This window comes from Nocardia macrotermitis (genome assembly GCF_009604405.1).
Classification (GTDB): Bacteria; Actinomycetota; Actinomycetes; order Mycobacteriales; family Mycobacteriaceae; genus Nocardia; species Nocardia macrotermitis.
Genome location: NZ_WEGK01000016.1, coordinates 34,986 through 57,356, shown reverse-complemented (window position 1 = coordinate 57,356; position 22,371 = coordinate 34,986). Strand labels below are relative to the sequence as shown.

The following is a 22,371-nucleotide window of genomic DNA, read 5'->3' as shown; positions in this document are numbered from 1 at the left end:
CAGGATCACCGCCCCGCGGCGAGGTTCTGGACGGACCGATCAGATCGGGGCGTACCCCGCACCCGCGCCGCCGCGCCGGTTCAGATCGTTCAGGATGGCGTTCATATTGGTGCCGACCTCCGGACCGAAGCAGGCCACCGCCAGATAGGCGTTCACCATGCCGACCAGCCGGGTGCCGATGACGACCGGCGCACCGGAATCGCCCTCGACCACACACATCTGGGTCCAGGTCTCATCGGTCTGGAAGACATCGCCCCAGGCCAGTCCGCAGGTGTTGCCGGTGGTCCGGCCCTCCTTGCAGACGATGTTGGGGAACTGGGCCGGCGCGCCGATCCCGGTGATGGTCACCCCGCCGATGTGGTTGACCGGCCGCACCTTGCCCGGATCGAACTGGATCACCGCGTAGTCCAGATCGTGGTTGGAGTACACGAAGTGACCGATGACTCCGGCCCCGCGAGCCTGTTCCGCCCACACCTGCGCACCCGCCTCGCCGCAGTGTCCGGCGGTCAGTCCGACCAACCGCCCGGCCCGGTCGTGACCGATGGTGGTGACGGTGCATTCGAACTGGTTGTCAATGATGATTCCGGAACCGCCGCCGATCACCGGCGGCCCGCCGGCGGCCTGCGCGACTCCCGCGCCCGTCCCGAGCAGCGCCGCGCCGATGGCCACGGCGAAGGCGGTCCGCGCCGCCTTGGCGAGTGTGTTGAACATGTCCCTCCAGAGACGTCGGAAGCCCGCACGATATCAACCCATGTCGTACTACATCCTGTCAGTATCGGCGCGTCGACGCGGCCGGTGTGACTAGCGAGTTTGCCGGTCAGATGCCGGTGCACCGAGTGTGACGGCGCGGTTGGCCATTACCACGGTGGTCGGTGGTGACCGGCGAGTCGCCGCCGCGACACGAGTGTGATAGCCCCGGGATCGGCTCGGCCGAGAGTTACGCTCATCGCGCATCGGCAACATCGGATAACTGTGATTGGTTTTGGATAAACGTAATCCGGGGTATTCGACCGGACCGCGGACACAAGTTGGACGACCGTTCAGGAACTCCGAACGTGTTCTAGAAAGCAATCGCGCTTTTTGTGGCATTTACCAACCGCTTGTCCCGACTCACAGCCGTCTACCGGCGGTGATCTGGGTCAATGATCGCAGTCACAGATGGTGATGTGTTTTTCCTAACTCCGTAGTAAGGTTCCTCGAGCAAACAGTCGTCGGGGCGTGTAACCGACGTCGAGAGGGGTTAGCCAGTGCAGTTCACCACCGACCGTCCGGGCGGGCCACAGGACGTCCGCCCAGCGTCACGAATGAGTGGTGCGCTCGACTGGGGCAGAGGGTATTGGCAGGATCATCCGAAACGGTCGATCGAGACCTTCGGCCGCCAGATCACGATGGGTATCGAGGCCATCGGAGAGCTGTTCGTCAGCATCTTCCGTGGACGCTTCCCGTTTGCGGAATTCGTGCGGCAATGCGCCTTCATGGCAAGTGTCGCCGCCGCGCCCACACTGCTGGTCGCTATCCCGATCGGCGTGATCGTCTCGATCCAGGTCGGCTCGGTCGCCCAGCAGGTCGGCGCGACCTCGTTCATCGGCGCCGCGAACGGCCTGGGCATCATCCAGCAGGGCGCGCCGCTGGTCACCTCGCTGATGATCGCCGGCGCCGTCGGATCGGCGGTCTGCGCCGACCTCGGTTCGCGCACCATCCGCGAGGAGATCGACGCCATGAAGGTGATGGGCGTCGACCCGCTACGGCGCTTGGTCGCCCCCCGGCTCGGCGCGGCTATGTTAGTGTCCGTTCTGCTGTGTGGCTTCGTGGTTTTCGTCGGCTTCCTTACCGGCTACGTGTTCAACATCTTCGCGCAGAGCGGTACGCCGGGTTCCTACATCGGCACGTTCGCGTCGTTCGCCGTGACCACGGACCTGCTCGTCGCACTCGTGAAGTCGTTGATCTTCGGACTGCTCGCGGCGATCATCGCCTGCGATGCCGGGCTCACCACGCGCGGCGGCCCGGGTGGCGTCGCGAACTCGGTGAACACGGCGGTGGTGCTCTCGGCGGTGATGCTCTTCGGCGTCAACCTGATCATCACCCAGATTTACAACACCCTGTTCCCCGCACAGATGGTCTGAGCCGGTGTCGTCTACTTATGTCCCGCCGCTACTGCGGCCACTCGAGCGCATCAAGCACTCCGCGGGCGCACCCCGCGACTGGCTCGCGCGCATCGGCCATCAGGTCTTCTTCTTCCTGCGGTCGCTCGGCTCGATCCCCTTGGCGTTCAAGCACTATCCGAAGGAAGTCTGGCGGCTGCTCTCGGACGTCACCTGGGGTAACGGCAGCCTGATCGTCGGTGGTGGCACCATCGGCGTCGTGCTCATCCTGAGCGCGTTCGGCGGTATGACCGTCGGCATCCAGGGTTACACCTCGCTGAACCTGCTGGGTCTGAGCCCGATCACCGGCGCCATCTCCGCGTTCGCCACCACCCGCGAACTCGGCCCGATGCTGGCCACGGTCGCCTTCGCCGCACAGGCCGGTTGCCGCTTCACCGCGCAGCTCGGCTCGATGCGTATCGCCGAGGAGATCGACGCGCTGGAATCGCAGGCCATCCGGCCGCTGCCGTACCTGGTCAGCACCCGGATGATCGCCGCGATGATCGCGATCGTCCCGCTGTACTGCCTGGCGCTGCCGTTCGCCTACCTGACCTGCGCGTGGACCGTCGGCCTGTACGGCGGCACCGCGAGCGGCACCTTCCAGCACTACTTCTACCAATTCCTGGTCCCGCACGACGTGCTGTGGTCGCTGCTCAAGGCGATCCTGTTCGTCGCGATCACCACGTTCATCCAGTGCTACTACGGGTTCTTCGCCTCCGGCGGTCCCGAGGGCGTCGGCGTCGCAGCCGGCCGGGCGATCAAGTACTGCATCATCGCGGTCGTGTTCGCCGACCTGTTCATCACGCTGGCGGTCTGGGGCGTCAACCCCGGCATCAGGATCTCGGGATAGGGGGCCGGGCACATGATCATCGATCCGAGTGGCCGCGGACCGACAATGCGGCAACTGCTGGTCGCGGGTGCGTCCGGCCTGATCGTCTTCGCATTGATCCTGGGATTCCTGATGGCCCGGTACAAGGGATACATCCTGCATCCCAAGGTGGATGTGACCGCCGATCTGAGCACCACCGGTGACGGTCTGCCGGACAACGCCGATGTGAAGTTCCGCGGCATCCTGGTGGGTTCGGTCAAGAACGTCGCGGTCGCGGACAAGGGCGCGCAGCAGCAGGTGCACATCGAGATGAAGCCGGACTTCGTCGGCAACATCCCCTCGAACGTCACCGCGCGCGTGGTCCCGAGCAACCTGTTCGCCGTCACCTCGGTCGAACTGGTCTACAACGGTCCCGCGCAGTCCCATCTGCGCGCGGGCTCGACCATCGCCGAGGACCGCAGCCAGGGCACCATCGCGCTGCAGGACACCCTGACCACCGTGCGCACCATCCTGGACAAGATCGACCCGGTGCAGCTGGGCCGGGTGCTCGGCACCCTGTCCTACGGACTCGAAAGTGGCAGCCGGGTACCGGGTTCCACGATCGAGCGCCTGGACACCGTGCTCACCCAACTGCGCAAGGCGGTGCCCGATGTCGGGCAGACGCTGGACAACTTCTCCGCGGCGACGCACGCGCTGAACCAGTCCGCACCCGAACTGATGAGCTCGCTGGCCGAATCGGTCAAGACCGCGAAGACCATCTCGGACAAGCGGGCCGCGGTCGCCGGTCTGATCACCGGCACCGAGAGCACCGTGGACAAGGTGAACGCGCTGTTCGCCGCCAACGGCGACGCCGGTAAGCGGCTCACCGTCGGCACCGGCGACCTGTTCGGCGCGCTGACCAGCCAGCCGGACGCGCTGCCGATCGCCATCGCGAACCTGAACACCTCGATTCGCCAGCTGGGCACCACCTTCCACTGGGGCCCGCAGAAGCAGATGGTCTGGAACATGGGCCTGACCTTCACCCCGTACAAGCCGTACGACCGCGGCGACTGCCCGCGGTACGGCGCCATGGCGGGACCGAGTTGCGGTACGGCGCCGGCGGTTTCGGATCCGGGCACGCTGCCCACCGCGTTGCGTCCGCGCACGCTGGACTCGGCGAAGGGCCTGCCCAAGCTGCCCGCGATCCCGGGCCTGCCCGCGATTCCGGGATTCACCGCGCAGACCGCGGCCCCGCAGCAGAACACGCCGAACGCGGCCAACCCGTTCGCCGGAACTCCGTTGCAGAACCTGTTCCCGCAGGGCATTCCGGGCCTGACCGCTCCGGCTCCGGCCGCGGCCACCCCGGACAAGAAGCCCGCCGCCGCGAAGCCGCCGGTCAAGCCGGCCGCGGGTGCGATCGCCGGGAACTACACCGGTGACGCCGCCATTGCCGCACTGCTCGGGCGTCAGCCCACCATCGCCGAATACCTGCTGCTGAGCTCGATCCTTAGAGGTGGAACCTTGCAAGTGACCGAAAACGGTGCGGGCCGATGACTATTCGCAAACCCCTTATCGGCTTCGGCGTCTTCGCGATCGTGTCGATCCTGGTGACCGTGCTCATCTGGAATACCTTGGCGCGCAGCGTGAGTGGCTCCACCACCACCTACAAGGCCACCTTCAGCGACGTGCTGGGCCTGCGGCCCGGCGACGACGTTCGGATGGCCGGTGTGCGGGTGGGCAAGGTCGAGAAGATCGACCTGGACAAGCAGCATCACGCGGTGGTCAGTTTCATCGTGCAGAACGACCAGACGCTGTACGGCACCACCAAGGCCCTGGTCCGCTACCAGAACCTGATCGGCCAGCGGTACGTCGCGCTCGCCCCCGGCACCAAGGGGGTGGCGGCGCCGCTGCACGAGGGCGGCACCATCCCGCTGGCCCAGACGGAACCGTCCTTCGACATCTCCGGACTGCTCAACGGTTTCCAGCCGCTGTTCCAGACCCTGCAACCCGCGCAGGTGAACGAGCTGTCCAACACCTTCATCCAGGCGTTGCAGGGTGACGGAGTCTCGTTGAGCGCGTTCATCACCCAGGCCGCGGCCCTGGCGGGCGACTTCCAGCGCCGCGACGCCATCCTGTCCGACGTGATCACCAACCTGTCGGGCGTCATGGCGGGCCTGGCGAAACGAGGTGACGAATTGGAGACACTGGTGACCCAGACCCGCGCGCTGATCGGCGGGCTGTACCAACAGGGCCAGTCCCTGCAGGCCTCGACGGTCAAGATCGCCGACGCCACCACGGCGATGGTGAAGATGCTCGGCGGTGTGCAGCCCAAGATCGCGGCCGCGCAGAACGCCAGCACCAGCGCCCTGACCATGCTGATCGGTAACGGCGCCAAACTCGACCAGGCCGCGATCGACCTGCCGAAGGTGATGGCCTCGCTCGGTTCGTTCACCCAGGACGGCGCCTACGCCAGCGCGTACGTGTGCAGCCTGGACGTCTCGCTCTACAACGTGCTGCTGCCGCGCGGTCTGCTCACCCAGATCGGCGGGAACTCCCATTCGGCGGTGTGCCGCCCATGACGAAGTTCAAGGAACGTTTCAGCGCGAACCGCCCCTTCTGGCTGGGCATCATCGGTGTGGCCGTGGTGGTGCTGCTGGTGGTCGGCTCCACGAGTTTCGGCAAACTCGGTGTCGGCAAGCGGGCGATCGAGGCCGAATTCGCGCAGACCGCCGGTCTCAAGACCGGTGACAAGGTCGACGTGGCCGGTGTGCCGGTCGGCACGGTGTCCGGCGAGAAGATCGAGGGCGACCATGTGCTGATCACGTTGCAGATCAACGGCGACGTGGAACTCGGCGCGGACGCCAAGGCCGCGATCAAGATGGCCACGCTGCTGGGGGCGCGCTACGTCAGCCTGGATCCGGGCGAGGGCTCGGATCTGAAGGGCGGCCGGATCCACAAGAACAACACCACGGTCCCCTACGACCTGTCCGACGTCATCCAGATCGGCACCCCGAAGTTCGAGGCCCTGGACACCCAGAAGCTGACCCAGACCTTCAAGGTGCTGGGCGATCAGCTCGACGGTTCCCCGCAGTTGACCGCGGAGGCGCTGAACAGCGTCGGCGCGCTGGCCAAGACCATCAACGATCGCAAGGAGCAGGTCGACGGCCTGCTCAAGAATCTGGACCGGGTCACCAAGATCCTCGGTGACAACCGCAACAGCGTGCTGCTGGTGATCACCCAGGGCGAGGCGATCGCCAACCGGGTGATGGAACGTCAGCAGCTGCTGCGTCAGCTGCTCAACAACGTCGCGTCGCTGACCAAGCAGTTGCAGCAGATCGGCGCGCAGAACAACAACCAGATCGGCCCGACCATCGACCAGCTCGACACGATGGCCGCGGGTCTGCAGAAGAACAAGGACAACCTGGATCGGCTGCTGTCGATCATGCCGCCCGCGTTGCGGCAGTTGAACAATGCGTTCGGCAACGGCCCGTACGGCGAGGTCGCCCTGCCGTGGCTGTTCCCGGACAACTGGTTGTGCTTCGCCCGAGTGATCGAGGGGTGCCAGGGATGAGACCGACCGCACGGGCGATCGGGCGGATCGCGAAGGGCCTCGGGATCGGGGCGGTAGCCGTCGCGGTCGGGAGTTGTTCGGCGATGCCGCTGTCGGTGCAGGACACGGTCGGCGCCAGTACGCACATCACCGCGGACTTCCGCAACATCGCGGGCATGTTCGAGGGCAATCCGATCACCGTGCTGGGCCTGCAGGTCGGCAAGGTGGACAAGATCGTCCCGCACAGTCAGTACGCCGAGGTCCACATGACCATCGACAGCGATGTGAAGATCCCGAAAGACGTTGTCGCGGCGTTGATCTCGCCGTCGATCGTGACCGACCGGCATATCGAGCTGACCCCGGTGTACACCGGCGGCCCGACGCTGCCGGACGATTCGCATCTGACCCTCGAGTCCACCCGCACCCCGGTCGAGCTGGACACGCTGATCAAGACCATCGATCAGTTCACCGCGTCGCTCAAGCCCGCGCCGGGTACCGACGGCAAGTCGGGTCCGCTGGACGGCACGCTGCTGTACGACATGGTCAACGGCCAGGGCGAGAAGATCCGCGACACGCTCAACGCGCTGTCCGGCGCCTTGAAGATCGGCGTCAACAACAAGGACGCCATCTCCGAGATCATCATCAAGCTCAACGAGCTGACCTCGATGCTGGCGGACAACGACAAGTCGGTGCGGCAGTTCAGCAACAAGGTCACCCAGATGTCCACGCTGCTCGCGCAGCAGGCGCCGGGTCTGCAGGGGACGCTCGATCAGCTCAACGCGTTCCTGTCCAACACCAGTGGCACCTTCGGCCAGTACCAGAATCAGCTGGCCTCCAGCCTCACCGGTCTGACCAACGTGACCAGCCAGCTGCGCGCCAACGCCGCGGGCCTGGTCGAGGTCGTGGACGTCGCGCCGATGCTGTTGCAGAACCTGGACAACTCGATGGACCGCGGCCGCCACTTCGTGCGGCTGCACGCCCTGATCGGCACGGTGCTCGACGGTGAGGTGGTCAGCGCGTTCTGCGAGAAGATCCAGATGCGCGCGGACGGCTGCCGGACCGGCAAGGTGCAGGATCTCGGTCCCGACTTCGGGTTGACCGCGGCAATGTTGGGATTGACGAAATGATCCGACTCATGCGTAAACGATCCAGTGCTCCCGTCAGGCCCGGAGGCGGCAGCCTGCGTAACCACGTAGGGCCCGGGAGCACTGCAAAACGACTGAGCCGCACCGTGATTGCCGCTACTGCGGCGTCATCGGTGCTGATCCTGGCCTCCGGGTGCGGGTTGACGGTGGAATCGCTGCCACTGCCCAAACCCGGCACCCAGGGCGACACCTACACCGTGCACGCGGTCTTCGCCAACGCCCTGAACCTGCCCGATCAGGCGAAGGTGAAGATCGGTGGTTCGGATATCGGTACGGTCTCGCACATCACCACGAAGAACTTCCAGGCCGTGGTCGATCTGACCATCCGCAAGGACATCGACCTGCCCAAGAACACCACCGCCGAACTGCGCCAGGCCACCCCGCTGGGCGATGTGTTCGTGGCGGTGAGCAGGCCGAAGGATACCGGGACGCAGCCGCCGCTGCAGAGCGGTGACACCATCGGGATCGACCACACCTCGGCCGGTGCGACCGTCGAGGAACTGCTGCTCTCGGTGTCGATGCTGTTCAACGGCGGCGGTATCGCGGCGCTGACCAAGCTGACCGGCGAACTGGATTCGGTGGTCGGTGGCAAGCCGCAGCAGCTGGCCGATCTGCTCCGGCAGATGACCAGCGTGACCACCACGCTGCACGCGGACAGCGCCCGGATCGACGGTGTGCTCAAGGGATTCGACACGCTGGCCAACACGATCCAGGTGCATCACGACGAGCTCGGCCAGGTCGCCAACACGCTGCCTTCGATGATCGGCACCATCGCCGAGAACAACAAGGCGCTCGGCGATCTGCTCGGCAAGATCTCCACCACCAGCTCCGCCCTGGGCGACTACGCGAACACCACCTCGGATCAGCTCGCCAGCCTGCTGGACAACCTGCGCACGCTGATGACGGCGCTGTCCAAGTCGCAGCAGTCCTTCGGCCCCATGCTCGATGCCCTGCACCAGGTGAAGCCCGGTGTGGATGCCTCATTCAAGGGCAACAGCCTCGCGGTCGCCGCGACGCTGACCAACCTCGACGTCGGCCTGATCACCGATCCGGCACACAGCAAACTCTGGGACCTGCGCGACGCGCAGGACTTCACCGGCAGCCTGATCCAGGTGTTGCAGGTGGTTCAGGGCCGGTTGCAAGGGGGTCACCGATGAACTGGGTGCGACGGCACAAGATGCTGGTGTCGAACGTCGCGCTGGTGATCGCACTGCTGATCGGCGCGTCGTATCTGCTGGTCAGCGTGATGCGGGTGAATCCGCTGGAGAGCACGTACGCGGTCACGGTCGATCTGGACCAGTCCGGCGGGTTGCAGCCGGGCAACGACGTCACGTTGCGCGGCTACCGGATCGGCAAGGTGCAGGACATCACCCTGACCGACGCCGGCGACGCGATCCGCGCGGACGTCACGATCGACTCGCGGTACAAGATTCCCTCGGACACCGAGGTCGCGGTGCAGGCGCTGTCCGGCGCGGGTGAGCAGTACATCGACTTCCGCCCGAAGACCGATCAGGCCCCGTACCTGTCCAACGGTTCGGTGATCAAGTTCGACGCGAAGAAGATCCACACGCCGACGCCGGTGTGGGCGGTGCTGGACGATTCCAGTTCCTTCTTCACCCAGATCGATCCGGCCCGGCTCAGCACGATCCTGAAGGAGATGGACACCGCGCTGAGCGGCGGTCCCGATCAGCTGCGCAGCATGATCGACGCGCTGAGCCTGGTCACCGCGGGTCTGGACAACCTGCTGCCGCAGACCACCAACCTGCTGGCGAATCTGCGCACCATCGCGGCGACCACCTCGCAGGCGCAGCCCGATCTGGGCACGCTGACCGACAACTCGTCGACGTTGTTCAAGCAGTTCAACAACGCCAACGACGAGCTGACCAAGATCCTGGACAAGGCCCCGGGCCAGATGCAGGAGCTGGGTGCGGTGCTGGACAAGACCGCGGATCCGATCACCAAGCTGGCGACCAACTTCGCGGCCATCACCAAGGCCGCCGAGCTGCGGCTGCCCGCGTTGCGCGCGCTGTTCCCGGCGCTGGTCACCGGTAGTTCCGCGATCGGCGTTCCGGCCCACGACGGCGAGTTCTACACCATCGTGGACATCTGGCCGCGGCCGTACTGCGCGTACTCGCACCCGCTGAGCGCTCCGTGGCGAGTGGGTGACGGTACGCTCAACAAGTACAACTACTGCACCAACCCCCCGCCGGATCAGCAGATTCGTGGTTCGGCGAACGCTCCCCGGCCCGCCATCCCGAACAACGGTGCGCAGATGCCGGCGGGAAGCGATCCGAATGCCCGGACCCTGCCCCCGATTCGGTGAGTGTTTTCGCGGTGCGGCGGCGATCCCGTCGGCGAGTGCCTACACTCGGCGGGTGTTCCGCATGGTCCGGGCCTGGTAGCCCGGCCCGATCCGGCAATACGGTGCGTACCCGCGTACCGGGAAAGTGACAGATTCATTCATGTCCGATGACGACGCCGCCACCGACAAGACGACCGGAAAGGCGGAGGAGACGGCTGCGACGGACGAGACCGTCGAGCCCGCCGCGCCCGCGAAGGACGAGCCCGTGAAGGAGTCCGCTGCCGCGGATTCCGGCGCGGAGGAATCCGTCTCGAAGGATGCCGAACCGGCTGACGAGACGGTGAAGCTGTCCACCGCGACCGCGAAGGACGCCGACGCGAAGGATTCCGAGAAGGAAGCCGACAAGGCCGCCGAGGACGAGACGGTGAAGCTGGCGGTCGCGGAGGAGACGGTCAAGGCCGCGAAGGCGCCCAAGGCCCCGAAGGCACCGAAGGCCGTCGCCGCGGAACCGGCCGAGAACAGGACCAGCTGGGTGCCGATGGCGGCCGCATTCGGTGCGGGCGTCCTGGTGGTCGTCGCCGGTGCGGTGGCGGCCGTGGGTTGGTGGCAGGCCAGCGATCGCGGCGACAAGCTCGACGCGCGCGACTCGGCCGTGGCCGCGGCCTGCGACTTCGGTCATCAGGTCGGCACCTACGACGCGAAGAACTTCGACGACTACGTGAAGCGGGTCAAGGACCGTTCCGCCGGTGACTGGCTGACCCAGTTCGACGGCGCCTCCTCCGCGCTCAAGCAGATCACCCAGCAGGCGCAGGCCCGCTCGACCGTCGGCGAGATCCACTGCGCCTTCGAGTCCGGCGACGCGAACAAGGCGTCGGTGGTCATGCTGATCACGCAGAACCAGTCCAAGGCCGCGACCCCGACGCCGCAGGCGCTGACCATCGGTGTGGTGGCCTCGCTGGAGAAGAAGGACGGCAAGTGGCTGGTCGACAACTTCCAATCGCCGATGACCAACGATCTGGCCGGCGCGGCGCAGGCGCAGGCTCCGGGTGCGGACACCCAGCAGGCCCCGAGCACGGGCGCCCCGCAGCCGGGTAACTGATTCATCGAATATCGCGCGCCTGACGGCAGTGGGGTCTATCCACCACTGCCGTCAGGCTTGCGGGCCGCCGTGGGCACAGATACGGCGGCCGTGTTCAGAACAGCGTCAGCGCATCGGCCTTGCGGGACTTCGCGCGAGCTGGTTGTGCTTGTGCGGCAACCTTTTTCGTGCGTGGGGTGACCGCGGGAATGGGTTCGGTCGGCTCGGCCGGTTCGATCACCGGAATCGGTTCGGTCGGATCGGTGGTGATCGGATCGGGCATGGTCAGAGCGGGCAGATCGGAACTTCCGGTCGCGGCGGCGTCGGGGGCCGTCGCGGCTCGGCGGGCCGCGGTACCGGCGAGCTGATCGGCCTGCTCGTTGAAGTAGTTGCCGACGTGGCCGCGCACCCAGCGGAACCGCACCGGCCCGGGGCGGCTCGCGATGGCCTGGTCGATGTGCCGGACCAACTCCACGTTCTTGACCGGGCCGCCGCTGGAGGTGCGCCAGCCGTTCATCCGCCAGCCGGAGATCCACTCCGAGGCGCATTTGATCGCGTACAGCGAATCGCTCTCGATGAACAGCGGCTCCGCGCCCGGATGCGCGACCACCGCCTCGAGCACCGCGCGTAGCTCGGCGACCTGGTTGGTGCCCGATACGGCACCCCCGCTGCCGGAGGTGCCCTGATGGTTGACCCAGGCCCAGCCGATGGCGCCCCCGGGATTGCGGAGGCAGGATCCGTCGGTGCTCACGATGATCATGGCAGGTACCCTACGCAATCCGACCGACAAGATCTGTACCGTGGAATTCCTCTATAGCTCTTCGTAATTGGGATTCGGTGCGACGCAGCGTCCAGCGGACCAGCGCGGCACACATCCGGCCGGGCAGCCGATGTGCCTGTGGGTACTCGATTTCCGAGGTCAGCACGGTGCGGCCGTAGCCGAGCGGATCGAAATGCAGGGTCAGCGTGCCCCATCCGGCGGGGGGCTGCATGGGATCGGAGTCCGCAGGCACCGCCTTCCCCGAGCGGTGCCTGCGCAGCGTGTATCCGATGACCGCGTTCGGGCGGTACCGCGTGATCTCACACTCGACCGTGGGATGCCATACGCCCAAGCGCAACGTCGCGAGGTAGACGGCTCCGGCTCCGTAACCGGACTCCTGCGCCGGTTCGAAGGTGGCGATGCCGACCATCCACTCCGGCACGAACATCGGAGTGTCCGTATACGTGAACGCGACCTCCACCGGCGCCCCGACATCGCTCGCGTACTTGATGTGGCCCATAGGCGTACTCCCTGTTCCACGGCTGCCGATAAAAGTACTACAGGAGTCCTCTTTATTGCACGATTATCGGCAGATGCGTGTGGAACGGGCGGGAGCCCGGTGGGGCACAGCGGGTTTCGGGTCAGGAGTTCGACAGGGCCAGGGTGATCCTTCCGTGGCGCACGTCCAGATCGGTGCGGAACCGGGTGTTGCCGGAGGTGGTGGTCAGCGGTGTGAACAGGTTGGTGTCGAGGGTGATCGACAGCGAATCCGGTTGGGGGCTGGTCAGATTCGCGCCGATGTAGGTGTCGCCGGGCAGCGGCGCGCTCGGTTCGGTGTCCGCCTGGACCGCCGCGGTGACCGGGATGCCCGGATCGGCCGGTGCGGCGAGCGCGACCGGCAGGTACGGGTCGAAGGATTCGGGCAGTTCGCGCGTATCGGTCACGAAACGGACTGTGGCGGTGGACGGTTGCGGAACGTCCGGTTCGACGGTCGGCAGCGGCGCCGGAATCGGCTCGGCCGCAACGTCTTCCGGACGTGGTGTGGTGTGCTGGTCGGCGGCCATCTGATTGACGACGTAAGTGCCTGCGGCAACGGTGAATCCGATGCTGGCCATACCGGCGAGCACCACGGCGGCGTGCCGGAGAATCTGCGATGTCACGGTGCGTACCTCTCCCTCTGGTCCTCCCCTGCCGCGTCGACCCGCACCGTTGAAAGCCGGACGCCTGTCCAGGTTACTGCGCCGCGAGTTACCGAATCGGGACGCGGAGGTGAAGATCACAGGTCGCCGCATCCAGGGAATATCTCGCCGCGATGTTTCCGGATGCGAGCGATCGGGTAATCGGAGGTAGCGGCGAGCGTCCGCTTGCGGGTGCCATCACAGAGACCTCCGGCCAACGGCGTCCGGTCGGGCATCAGCCACGGCATATCCCGAGTTGGCGCTCGCCTGCTCCAATAGGCAGGCTCCACCTGCGCCGATTTCAGCGACTCAGGCGAACTGTCCCGCCGCGCGCCCGGATCCCGTGGGGCCCGCGAACGCCTGCGCGATACGCAGCCATTGCCGCGCGTCCGCGCCGGTCGCGGTCAATGCCAGATCGTCGGGATGACGCCGCTGTGTCACGCGCAGACAGAAATCCACGGCCGGTCCGGTCACGCGCTGACTCGCCGCTTCGGGCCCCCAGCTCCACACCGTGCCGTCCGGTGCGGTCAGCTCGATTCGGAACTCCTCGGCGGGGACGGCCAGTTCGTTGACCGCGTACGCGAAATTCCTGGTGCGCACGCCGATGTGGGCGATGGTGCGCAACCGCGCGGTCGGGGTGCGGGTGACGCCGAGCGTGTCGGCGATGTCCTGGCCGTGCGCCCAGGTCTCCATCAGCCGGGCGCTGATCATCGACGCCGGGCTCATCGGCGGTCCGAACCAGCTCAGTTTCGTCCCCGCGGGCACGGCGAGCAGGGCATTTCCGAACGCTTCGCGGCCGCGTCGCCAGCGGGCGAGCAGCTCGTCGGGCGGGGCCGCGGCGGCCTCGACGGCGGCTTCGTCGACGAAGGTCGCGGCGCGGGGCAATGCCGTGCGCACCAGTTCGCCGAACGCCGCGGCATCGGTCGCGGACCGCGTGGCGACCTCATCGGTCCAGGTCAGATGGCCGATCTGATGGGCGATCGTCCATCCGGTCGCGGGTGTGTCCCGGGACCAGTCGGCCGCGGGCAGGGCGGCCACGATCCGGTCCAGATCGGCGCATTCCGCCGCGAGATCCTCCAGCAGTGCCGCCACGTCCACCATGTGGTTCAGCATGGCGCACAACCCCGGAAAAATGCAAGCATGCGTGCTTGTTATTGCCGGAGCGACCCGGAACTACCAGCCGAACAGCACCATGTGCACCGCGCCCACGACCAGACCCAGCACCGCGCCGTGCAGATACAGCAGCCAGGCGTCCTGCTCGACCGACGCGTAGAACATCTCCATGAACTCGCCCGGCGTGAGCTGCTGCAATTTCCGCGCGGCGAATTCGTCGATCTTCTTCGCCTGTTCCAACGCGAACGCCTCGTCCGAGACCAGCGTCGGGGCCAGACCCACCGCGGCGCCCGCGGCGCCCACCTTCAGATTGTCGAACTGCTTGCGGCCGAACGCGACTCGCACCATTCCGGTGGTCGGGCCGAGCTGGCGGTGGATCTCCTCGGAGATCAGCGTCTCCACGATCTGATACGTCTTGTCGCCGTTGGGCCCGTCGAGCAGTTCGTTGGCCAGATTCGGCAGCGTGAGCACCTGATACGCCAGGATGTGCGCGAGATCCCCGGCCGCCTGGGGCTGCCGCTTGGCCAGCAGCGCCTGCTTCCACAGGTATTTGTAGCGCGGCTGCGGATCGCCCGGTTCGAACACCATCTTGATCGCGATGACGTTCACCAGCACACCGATACAGGCCGTCACGACCAGGATGATCAGCCAGCCCGGGATCAGATTCAGCACCGGGGTGTTGTCGTGCGCGAACATCACCAGCGCCAGCAGCAGGCCGAACGGCGCGCCCAGCAGCCCGATCCGCACCATGAACTTCAATTCCGGCGCGGCGATCGTGGTGGTCAGATCCTTGAGGATCTCCGGATTCTCGCGCAGATAGCGGATCACGAAGATCTTGATATCGATCAGCTGATCGACATTGTCCCCGAGCTGCTCGAACGCCTTGCGGCACATCGTGGGCAGCTCCCGCTCGACCCGCTGGTACAGCAGCTGCCGGGCCGCACGCGGCACCGCGCGCCACAGCTCCGGATTCTCCCGCTGCATCACCCCGTCCACGAGTTCGGGCAGCTGCGGCCGGGACACCTCGGCGATATGGTCGGCGATGCCCTGGATATCGAGTTCGTGGATGAAATCCCGGGGGCTGCCGATCCGCATGATCGCCATATCCACGCAGATGCTGGCCATCTTCTCGGCGCGCGCGGGGATGAATCCCTGGAAGCCGAGTCGGCTGCCGTCCCCGGAGAACGTCGGCAGCACCTGCACCCGGCGCGGGAAATACGGGTACAGCACCTTCAGACCCGGCACCCGGAAACCGCGGAACTGCAACGGCCAGAACAACATCAGCACGCCGGTCCAGTTGGTCAGCCAGCCCGCGACACCGCTGAAGATCGAGAAACTGACCAGATCCACGACCAGTTTGGACTGGTGGGTCAGGCTCTCCCAGTCGATGAACAGCCCACTGCCGAGTGACGTCATCGTCTGGGGCCCCCTTGTGCGGTACCGATGCTGATATCTCGAGGCACCAACCCTCTCATACTAGGGTTGCAGGACGATTCGGATGGGGTTGCCCTGTTTGGATTCCAGTGCGGCAACGGCCTTCTCGGCGTCGGCCAACGGCACCACCGCACTGACCGATCGGGCGAAGTCCACCCGGTGCAGGCGTTGCAGTTTCACGAGTTCGGTGACGTGATCGGCGGTCGAACCGTAATGGCCGCGCAATTGCTGACCGAAGAAACTGAACGCGGTGCCGCCGGTGATGGTGATCGGTTTGTCGGTCAGCCCGACCAGCACCAGCCGCCCGCCCTTGCCGAGACAGACGATCGCCTGTTCGCGCACGGCGGCCACACCCGCGAAGTCGAAGGCCGCGGCCAGGCCGGTACCGCCCGTCGCGGCGAAGATCTGACTGCGCAGCGCCGGATCGGCCGAGTCCAGGGCCAGATCCGCGCCGAATTCGAGGGCGCGTTCGCGCGCGGCGGGCAGCGGGTCGACCGCGATGATCGGGGCCGCGCCGATCAACCGCAACAGCTGGACGCCGTGTGCGCCCAGGCCGCCCACACCCCAGACACCGACCGGTTCGGCGGCGCGGACCTGCGCGGTCGCGGTGATCGCCGCCCACGGTGTGGACACCGCGTCGGGGATGAAACACGCCTGCTCGAAGGGCAGATCGTCGGGGATCGGGACCAGCGTGTCGACGCGGGCCAGAGCGTATTCGGCCCAGCCGCCGTCGTAGTCGACGCCGCGGGTGAACACCGCGCCGTCGCGTTCCTCACCGGCCTGCAACAGCACCCGGTCGCCGACCTTCGCGCCGGTCACATCGGGGCCCAGCGAGTGCACGGTTCCGGAGACCTCGTGGCCCAGGGTGACCACGTCACCGTCGAGGAACAGCGGGGTCAGGGTGCCATCGATGAGATGGATGTCGGACAGGCACACGCCCGCCGCCGCCACCTCGACCAACACCTGGTCCGGGCCCGGTTCGGGGACGGGCACCTCCTCCAGCGCCAGATGACGCTCGGGCCCCAGATGCAGTCGCGCTGCCAGCATCGCGCACTCCTCACGAGTCGGTTGGATGGTGTGCCTGTCCGAGTATGGCACCGCCGGTACCACCTAGTCGGGCATCCACGGCCTGAACCCAATCCAGCAGTTCGTGGCGGCGCGGCACCGCGATCCGGTGCGGCAGGCGCAGGGCGCGGCGGGCGCGCCGGCGGCTGCGGCGGGAGACCAGGGTGTGCAGTTCGCCGGGTGGGGCGAGGTGTTGCGCGACGGCCCAGTCGACGACCGATCGGAACCAGCGGGTGTCGATGCGGACCACCCAGCGGTACAGCGCGGTGAAGATCAGGGCGTACAGCACGATCCGGCACAGGACGGTGCCGATACCGCTGCCCGAGATCGGCGCGTCCCAGCCGAAATGCATTGCGGCGCCGAGCAGATAGCACGTCACCAGGGTCGCGGCCCGTCGTCTGGGCGACCACGTCGACGCGCCGACCGCGGTGACGATGCCGATGCCCGCGATCCCGGTCAGCATCCAGTGCGAGGTGACACCGGTCAGCAGTCGCAGGATCGCCACCAGCAGCGAGCTGCCGAGATCGCCCTGCGCGGAGAGCAGTCCGGCGTTGGCCTGGTAGGTGGCGTCCTCGGTGAGCTGGAAACCGAGTCCGGTGAACCCGCCCAGCAGCAGCCCGTGCATGGGTCTGTGCAGCTGCGACCGGAACAGCCAGGCCACCGCGAGCACCCCCGCGCCCTTGACGCCCTCCTCCACGATCGAGGCCGAGATCGATGCCTGCCAGTCCACCGCGAACGCCTCGCCGGTGAGATTCCGGATGACGTGAATGAGGTTGTCGTTGGCGAAGATCGCGATCCCGGGCCCGGCCGCGGCGCCCCAGACGAACCCCATCGCCAGCGCGACCCGGATCCGCACGTGATCGCGGAACAGGTCCAGCCAGCTCAGGAATGCGCCGACCACCAGCAGCGTCACCACCATGAACGGCAGCCCGATCAGGATTCCGGACCAGGTCAGCGTCGCGGACGGGAGCATCTGCAACACCAGCCCGATGGATCCGGCCAGGCAGATCAGCGCGTACGTCCACCACAGGGCCGAACGCGGCCGGAACCAGGTCATGACGCGACCCGCAGCGAGTAGGCGATCGGTTGCAGGTCCGCGCCGGAGTCCGTGCCGCTGATCAGCACGGAGACCGCGAGATTGTGGTTGCCGAGAATCGCGCACACGCCCGGACGGGTGGCGCCCCGGCAGGTCGGTCCGGCGAAGCCGTAGGTGTTGGCGATCTTGCCGCCGTCCTCGCGCACCGGAAATGTCTGCGCTCCCAGCACTTTTCGCCGCCACTGGGCCGCGGTGGCGAAATCGGTGACGCCGTTGACGACGGTGGCGATCAGGATTCGCCCGTGCGGTCCGTCCAGGACCGCGGTCGTGCGGTCGCCGGTCGTCCGCTGCTGCCAGCCGTCGACTCCGGAGAATTCGATGGTCTCGGGTGACTGCCCCGGCGCCGAGAGTCGGATCGTCGCGCCGGGCGGCACCGGCGTCTGCCGGGTCGGGACCAGCGCCGCCAGGACGGCCGGTACCACGATCAAGACCCCCACGATGCCGAGGATCACCCCGGCTCGCCACCAGTCCCGTCCTGCGCCCACCGCTTGCTCCTCTCGGCGCGCCCCGGCGCTGTTGCCCACGATAGAAGTAAACAGGCATCGCGACCGGGATCAACACCAGAGCGGCTGTTGGGATCCACCGTACGGTCGTCTGTGGTGTGGCCAGTGCGGTGGATCGGCCGTGAGATCCGCTGTTCGGCAAGTGTGCGTTCGCGAGGTTGTCGTGGCCGAGGCGGTGAAGATGTGTGGCCGGTCGGCAGTGTGGAGTCGGGCGAGTGGATCGGTCGTGGGCTGTTCGGCTAGCGGCTATCCCTGCGAGATCGGTTGTGCCGTAAGAATATTCGTCGTCCGATCGGCGGACTCAGTCGCGGGATGGCCAAGTCGACAGCGTACGGTGCAGAGCCTCGACGATGTGCGGCCAGGAGTCGGCGGCGGGGCGGGAATGGGCGAAGCCGCCGGACGCCTCTAGGGTGGCGAAGCCGTGAAATGTGCTGCGCAACAAGCGAGCCGCGTCCAAGGCGGCGATGTCGTCCAGGTGGTAGCCGCGTAGGACCGCCGTGGTGAGTTCGATGCTGCGCAGCAGTGCGGGTTCGTCGCCGACCTCGGCCGGATCCATCCGAATCTGTGTTGCCGCATAGCGTTCCGGGTGATCGAGAACATACGAGCGGTACGCGTCGGCAAAGGCGATCAGCGCGTCACGTCCGGAGCGCCCGGCGACCGCGGACCCGATCCGCTCGTTCAGTTCCCCGCTCGCGAGCAACGCCACCCGAACCCGCAGATCGTGCAGATTACGCACGTGCACATACAGACTCGGATCCTTCACCCCGAATCGCCGCGCCACCGCCGACAGCGTGAGCTTGTCGAACCCGATCTCGTCGGCGAGCTGGGCAGCACCACGCACCACGCGCTCTGTCGTCAGGCCGGATCGCGGAGACATACTCCCAACCTAATCGTCCGGACCGGCGTCATTCCGGACAGGTCGGGTTCGCGCACTGCCGATCTCGGGGCGATCGAATGCCCTCACGGTTCGGCGTCGATCCGGGGCGTCGATACCTTCACCTGGACCGGCAAATGGGAGCACACCGCACGTTGTACGAGCTGACGGCGCACAGTTCGAATCGGAACAATCCCCCGCCCCTCGATGTTGAGTGCAGTGAGCTCAACTTTTGCCTTTGTTCGTGTTCGCGGGCAGTGAACGCCGAGACGGAACAGAACCGGAAGGCTCGGGGTTGAGTAGGTATCGCTCAACTTTGGAAAGGGTCGAAGTGACTACACCACAGAATTTGCCGGTGCTGTTCCTGACCGATCCGATCGTGCTGCCGGGCATGGTGGTGCCCATCGAGCTCGACGAGTCGGCGCAGGCCGCCATCGATGCCGCCCGCGCGGCGAGCCTGGACGCCGTGCTGCTCGCACCCCGCCTGGCCGAGGGCTACGCGTCCTTCGGCGTGGTGGCGACGATCGAGCAGGTCGGACGGATGCGTGGCGGCGCGCCCGCGGCGGTGCTGAAGGCCGAGCGGCGCGCGAAGATCGGCCACGGGGTCACCGGGCCGGGCGCGGCGCTGTGGGTCGAGGCCGAACCGGTCGAGATCCCCGAGGCCGACGGCCGCACGAAGGAACTCGCCGCCGAATACAAGAAGCTCGTCGTCTCGGTGCTGCAACGTCGCGAGGCGTGGCAGGTGATCGACGCGGTGAACCGGCTGACCGATCCGTCGGCGCTGGCCGACGCCGCCGGGTACGCGCCGTACCTGACCGACGACCAGAAGCGCGAGATACTCGAAACACCGGACGTCACAACACGTCTGAACACGCTGATCACATGGACGAAGGATCACATCGCCGAGGCCGAGGTCGCGGAGAAGATCAGCGAGGACGTGCGCGAGGGGATGGAGAAGTCCCAGCGCGAATTCCTGCTTCGCCAGCAGCTCAACGCGATTCGCAAGGAACTCGGCGAGGGTGAGCCCGACGGCGCGGACGACTACCGCACCCGGGTGGAGAACGCCGACCTGCCCGAAGCGGTCCGCACAGCGGCGCTGCGCGAGGTCGACCGGCTCGAACGCGGCAGTGATCAGAGCCCGGAGGCGGGCTGGATCCGCACCTGGCTGGACACCGTGCTGGAACTGCCGTGGACGGTGAAAACCACCGACGCGACCGATGTTTCGGCCGCCCGCGCGGTACTGGACGCCGATCACCACGGCCTCGACGAGGTCAAGGATCGGATGGTCGAATACCTGGCGGTGCGTTCGCGGCGGGCCGCGCGCGGACTCGAGGTCGTCGGCGGCCGCGGTTCCGGTGCGGTGCTGGTGCTGGTCGGTCCGCCCGGAGTCGGTAAGACCTCGCTCGGTGAGAGTGTGGCACGAGCGTTGGGACGCAAGTTCGTTCGCGTCGCGCTGGGTGGCGTGCGGGACGAGGCGGAGATCCGCGGTCACCGGCGCACCTACGTCGGCGCGCTGCCCGGCCGGGTCGTGCGCGCCATCAAGGAGGCGGGATCGATGAATCCCGTTGTGCTGCTGGACGAGATCGACAAGGTCGGCTCCGATTTCCGCGGCGATCCGGCGGCCGCGCTGCTCGAGGTGCTCGATCCCGCGCAGAACCACACGTTCCGCGATCACTACCTGGACCTGGATCTGGACCTGTCCGACGTGCTGTTCATCGCGACCGCGAACGTCATGGACACCATCCCGGGCCCGCTGCTGGACCGCATGGAGCTGATCACGGTCGACGGCTACACCGAGGACGACAAGGTGGCCATCGCCCGCGACTTCCTGATCCCGCGTCAGCTCGAGCGCAATGCGCTGACCGCACAGGAGGTTTCGATCACCGACGAGGCGTTGCGGGAGATCGCCGCGAACTACACCCGCGAGGCCGGGGTGCGGCAGCTGGAACGGCTGATCGCCAAGGCGTTGCGCAAGGCGGCGACCAAGCTGTCGGAGTCGGCGGATCTGTCCGATGCCGAAAGTCTGGTCGACAACGGCGAATTCGTGCCGGAGAGCCTGGGCTACGACAGTGCTCTGGGCTACGACACCGAATCCGTCACGGCCGCAACCAGTTCCGAGACACTGGTGATCGGGCTGGGCGACCTGAAGGACTACCTGGGCCGTCCGCGCTTCACCCCCGACGGGGTCGAGCGGACCGCGGTCCCCGGTGTCGCAACGGGTTTGGCCGTGACCGGTGCGGGCGGCGACGTCCTCTACATCGAGGCCAATGCCGCCGAGGGCGAGCGTTCGCTGACCCTGACCGGTCAGCTGGGCGATGTGATGAAGGAATCCGCGCAGATCGCGCTGACCTACGTCCGCTCGCACCTGGAAGAGATCGGGATCGAGGCTCCATCCGATGCCGCAGCTTCCGAGGGCCTACGTGGTTACGCTCCGCTGCCGCCTCCGGCCCGCCGGAGCACTGCGGGGGTGCTGGATCGCAACATCCACATCCACTTTCCGGCGGGCGCGGTGCCCAAGGACGGCCCGTCCGCGGGCGTGACCATGGTGACCGCGCTGGTGTCCCTCGCGCTGGACCGGCAGGTTCGCTCGGACGTCGGCATGACCGGTGAGGTCACGCTGAACGGCCGGGTGCTGCCGATCGGCGGGGTGAAGCAGAAGCTGCTCGCCGCCCAGCGCGCCGGACTGAAGACGGTGTTCATCCCGGCCCGCAACGAGCCGGACCTGGACGACGTCCCCGCCGAAGTCCTTGCGGCACTGGACGTCCGCCCCGTCGCCGACGTCGCGGAGATCCTGGCCTACGCCATCGAACCGGTAGCCGAACCGGCCTACCAGGCACTCGCTGCCTCGGCCTGATCGGTGAGTAGCAGGGCCGTGCACTTCGTAGAGGTGCACGGCCTTTTCCTCTGCATTGCCGCCGGATGCGGTACCGCGGTTGTATCGAACGGGTGGAGTGGTACCGGCTGTGCGGTGCTCATCGGACAGGCGCGGGAAATCAGGTCGACGAGACCGTGGCCGTGATGCCCGGGCGAGCGGTGGGATCGTGGTCGCCGCGTGTGGTATGACGGCGTGGGCGGATAGCGCGTGTGGTGTGAGACGGTGGGGCCGGATACCGCGTGTGGTGTGACGGCGTGGCCGGATAGCGCGTGTGGTGTGACGGTGTGGCCGGATACCGCGTGTGGTGTGACGGCGTAGGCGGATAGCGCGTGTGGTGTGACGGTGTGGCCGGATACCGCGTGTGGTGTGATCGATCCGTTCGGCCAGGTCTGCGTGCTGTGGGAACGGCTGCGGTGCAATCCGGGGGCGACGGCATCGCGGCTGCTGCC

At 66.9% G+C, this 22,371-nt stretch carries 20 protein-coding genes; 10 read left to right on the top strand and 10 right to left on the bottom strand.

All coding sequences use genetic code 11. The features are described from left to right. Positions 1 to 39 precede the first annotated feature (39 nt). Complete coding sequence (locus NRB20_RS29860; RefSeq protein ID WP_153414760.1) at positions 40 to 711, bottom strand: chymotrypsin family serine protease; 672 nt, start codon at positions 709 to 711, stop codon at positions 40 to 42. A 593-nt stretch (positions 712 to 1,304) separates the two neighbouring features. Between NRB20_RS29860 and NRB20_RS29855 the strand changes: the two genes are divergently transcribed. The 9 genes from NRB20_RS29855 (at position 1,305) to NRB20_RS29815 (ending at position 11,045) form a co-directional block, all read left to right on the top strand. Further along, positions 1,305 to 2,123, top strand: coding sequence for an MlaE family ABC transporter permease (locus NRB20_RS29855; protein WP_153414844.1), 819 nt, complete (start codon positions 1,305 to 1,307; stop codon positions 2,121 to 2,123). A 4-nt stretch (positions 2,124 to 2,127) separates the two neighbouring features. After that, on the top strand, positions 2,128 to 2,991 hold the full coding sequence (locus NRB20_RS29850) for an ABC transporter permease (RefSeq protein ID WP_319945569.1): 864 nt from the start codon (positions 2,128 to 2,130) through the stop codon (positions 2,989 to 2,991). A 45-nt stretch (positions 2,992 to 3,036) separates the two neighbouring features. Beyond that, positions 3,037 to 4,503 carry an MlaD family protein gene (locus NRB20_RS29845; RefSeq protein ID WP_227834005.1) on the top strand — a complete coding sequence of 489 codons (1,467 nt, stop codon included), beginning with the start codon at positions 3,037 to 3,039 and terminating at the stop codon, positions 4,501 to 4,503. After that, on the top strand, positions 4,500 to 5,528 hold the full coding sequence (locus NRB20_RS29840) for an MCE family protein (protein WP_153414758.1): 1,029 nt from the start codon (positions 4,500 to 4,502) through the stop codon (positions 5,526 to 5,528). The genes NRB20_RS29845 and NRB20_RS29840 overlap by 4 nt, the downstream gene beginning before the upstream one ends. Continuing rightward, entirely contained in the window at positions 5,525 to 6,520 is a 996-nt protein-coding gene (locus NRB20_RS29835) for an MCE family protein (RefSeq protein ID WP_153414757.1), read from the top strand. Before NRB20_RS29840 ends, NRB20_RS29835 begins: the two co-directional genes overlap by 4 nt. Further along, positions 6,517 to 7,626 carry an MCE family protein gene (locus NRB20_RS29830; RefSeq protein ID WP_153414756.1) on the top strand — a complete coding sequence of 370 codons (1,110 nt, stop codon included), beginning with the start codon at positions 6,517 to 6,519 and terminating at the stop codon, positions 7,624 to 7,626. Before NRB20_RS29835 ends, NRB20_RS29830 begins: the two co-directional genes overlap by 4 nt. A gap of 104 nt (positions 7,627 to 7,730) precedes the next feature. Further along, the gene (locus NRB20_RS29825) at positions 7,731 to 8,801 is read left to right on the top strand and encodes an MCE family protein (protein ID WP_319945568.1); all 1,071 of its coding nucleotides are present in this window, start codon (positions 7,731 to 7,733) and stop codon (positions 8,799 to 8,801) included. Then, positions 8,798 to 9,967: an MlaD family protein gene (locus tag NRB20_RS29820; RefSeq protein ID WP_153414754.1), complete on the top strand. Its 1,170-nt coding sequence runs from the start codon at positions 8,798 to 8,800 to the stop codon at positions 9,965 to 9,967. The genes NRB20_RS29825 and NRB20_RS29820 overlap by 4 nt, the downstream gene beginning before the upstream one ends. 139 nt (positions 9,968 to 10,106) lie before the next feature. Further along, the gene (locus NRB20_RS29815; protein WP_153414753.1) at positions 10,107 to 11,045 is read left to right on the top strand and encodes a hypothetical protein; all 939 of its coding nucleotides are present in this window, start codon (positions 10,107 to 10,109) and stop codon (positions 11,043 to 11,045) included. Between the two features lie 94 nt (positions 11,046 to 11,139). On the opposite strand, the gene NRB20_RS29810 is transcribed toward NRB20_RS29815, so the two are convergent. The 9 genes from NRB20_RS29810 to NRB20_RS29775 form a co-directional block, all read right to left on the bottom strand. After that, positions 11,140 to 11,784 (bottom strand): ribonuclease H family protein, encoded by a 645-nt coding sequence (locus tag NRB20_RS29810; RefSeq protein WP_153414752.1) that lies wholly within the window; start codon positions 11,782 to 11,784, stop codon positions 11,140 to 11,142. A gap of 10 nt (positions 11,785 to 11,794) precedes the next feature. After that, complete coding sequence (locus NRB20_RS29805) at positions 11,795 to 12,304, bottom strand: SRPBCC family protein (RefSeq protein ID WP_153414751.1); 510 nt, start codon at positions 12,302 to 12,304, stop codon at positions 11,795 to 11,797. Between the two features lie 121 nt (positions 12,305 to 12,425). Further along, a complete protein-coding gene (locus NRB20_RS29800; RefSeq protein WP_153414750.1) occupies positions 12,426 to 12,944 on the bottom strand; it encodes a hypothetical protein in 519 nt (172 codons plus the stop codon). Between the two features lie 327 nt (positions 12,945 to 13,271). Beyond that, positions 13,272 to 14,063, bottom strand: coding sequence for a TIGR03084 family metal-binding protein (locus NRB20_RS29795; protein WP_153414749.1), 792 nt, complete (start codon positions 14,061 to 14,063; stop codon positions 13,272 to 13,274). 72 nt (positions 14,064 to 14,135) lie between these two features. Beyond that, entirely contained in the window at positions 14,136 to 15,491 is a 1,356-nt protein-coding gene (locus tag NRB20_RS29790; RefSeq protein WP_153414748.1) for a hypothetical protein, read from the bottom strand. Positions 15,492 to 15,551: 60 nt separating this feature from the next. Beyond that, entirely contained in the window at positions 15,552 to 16,556 is a 1,005-nt protein-coding gene (locus tag NRB20_RS29785) for a zinc-binding dehydrogenase (protein ID WP_153414747.1), read from the bottom strand. Positions 16,557 to 16,566: 10 nt separating this feature from the next. Further along, positions 16,567 to 17,631 carry a PrsW family intramembrane metalloprotease gene (locus NRB20_RS37735; protein WP_194290053.1) on the bottom strand — a complete coding sequence of 355 codons (1,065 nt, stop codon included), beginning with the start codon at positions 17,629 to 17,631 and terminating at the stop codon, positions 16,567 to 16,569. After that, complete coding sequence (locus NRB20_RS37730; RefSeq protein WP_194290052.1) at positions 17,628 to 18,155, bottom strand: hypothetical protein; 528 nt, start codon at positions 18,153 to 18,155, stop codon at positions 17,628 to 17,630. The genes NRB20_RS37735 and NRB20_RS37730 overlap by 4 nt, the downstream gene beginning before the upstream one ends. Positions 18,156 to 18,474: 319 nt before the next feature. Continuing rightward, the gene (locus NRB20_RS29775) at positions 18,475 to 19,050 is read right to left on the bottom strand and encodes a TetR/AcrR family transcriptional regulator (RefSeq protein WP_153414745.1); all 576 of its coding nucleotides are present in this window, start codon (positions 19,048 to 19,050) and stop codon (positions 18,475 to 18,477) included. A 388-nt stretch (positions 19,051 to 19,438) separates the two neighbouring features. Between NRB20_RS29775 and lon the strand changes: the two genes are divergently transcribed. After that, a complete protein-coding gene (gene lon, locus NRB20_RS29770) occupies positions 19,439 to 21,901 on the top strand; it encodes an endopeptidase La (protein ID WP_406603897.1) in 2,463 nt (820 codons plus the stop codon). Positions 21,902 to 22,371 lie beyond the last annotated feature (470 nt).

Excerpts from the sequence above, each read along its gene's own strand:
- lon (WP_406603897.1), top strand. The coding sequence starts at position 19,439 with ATGGTGGTGCCCATCGAGCTCGACGAGTCGGCGCAGGCCGCCATCGAT.
- NRB20_RS29820 (WP_153414754.1), top strand. The coding sequence starts at position 8,798 with ATGAACTGGGTGCGACGGCACAAGATGCTGGTGTCGAACGTCGCGCTG.
- NRB20_RS29815 (WP_153414753.1), top strand. The coding sequence starts at position 10,107 with ATGTCCGATGACGACGCCGCCACCGACAAGACGACCGGAAAGGCGGAG.
- NRB20_RS29840 (WP_153414758.1), top strand. The coding sequence starts at position 4,500 with ATGACTATTCGCAAACCCCTTATCGGCTTCGGCGTCTTCGCGATCGTG.
- NRB20_RS29830 (WP_153414756.1), top strand. The coding sequence starts at position 6,517 with ATGAGACCGACCGCACGGGCGATCGGGCGGATCGCGAAGGGCCTCGGG.
- NRB20_RS37735 (WP_194290053.1), bottom strand. The coding sequence starts at position 17,631 with ATGACCTGGTTCCGGCCGCGTTCGGCCCTGTGGTGGACGTACGCGCTG.
- NRB20_RS29810 (WP_153414752.1), bottom strand. The coding sequence starts at position 11,784 with ATGATCATCGTGAGCACCGACGGATCCTGCCTCCGCAATCCCGGGGGC.
- NRB20_RS29860 (WP_153414760.1), bottom strand. The coding sequence starts at position 711 with ATGTTCAACACACTCGCCAAGGCGGCGCGGACCGCCTTCGCCGTGGCC.
- NRB20_RS29790 (WP_153414748.1), bottom strand. The coding sequence starts at position 15,491 with ATGACGTCACTCGGCAGTGGGCTGTTCATCGACTGGGAGAGCCTGACC.
- NRB20_RS29805 (WP_153414751.1), bottom strand. The coding sequence starts at position 12,304 with ATGGGCCACATCAAGTACGCGAGCGATGTCGGGGCGCCGGTGGAGGTC.
- NRB20_RS29835 (WP_153414757.1), top strand. The coding sequence starts at position 5,525 with ATGACGAAGTTCAAGGAACGTTTCAGCGCGAACCGCCCCTTCTGGCTG.
- NRB20_RS29855 (WP_153414844.1), top strand. The coding sequence starts at position 1,305 with ATGAGTGGTGCGCTCGACTGGGGCAGAGGGTATTGGCAGGATCATCCG.
- NRB20_RS29775 (WP_153414745.1), bottom strand. The coding sequence starts at position 19,050 with ATGTCTCCGCGATCCGGCCTGACGACAGAGCGCGTGGTGCGTGGTGCT.
- NRB20_RS29785 (WP_153414747.1), bottom strand. The coding sequence starts at position 16,556 with ATGCTGGCAGCGCGACTGCATCTGGGGCCCGAGCGTCATCTGGCGCTG.
- NRB20_RS29795 (WP_153414749.1), bottom strand. The coding sequence starts at position 14,063 with ATGGTGGACGTGGCGGCACTGCTGGAGGATCTCGCGGCGGAATGCGCC.
- NRB20_RS29845 (WP_227834005.1), top strand. The coding sequence starts at position 3,037 with ATGCGGCAACTGCTGGTCGCGGGTGCGTCCGGCCTGATCGTCTTCGCA.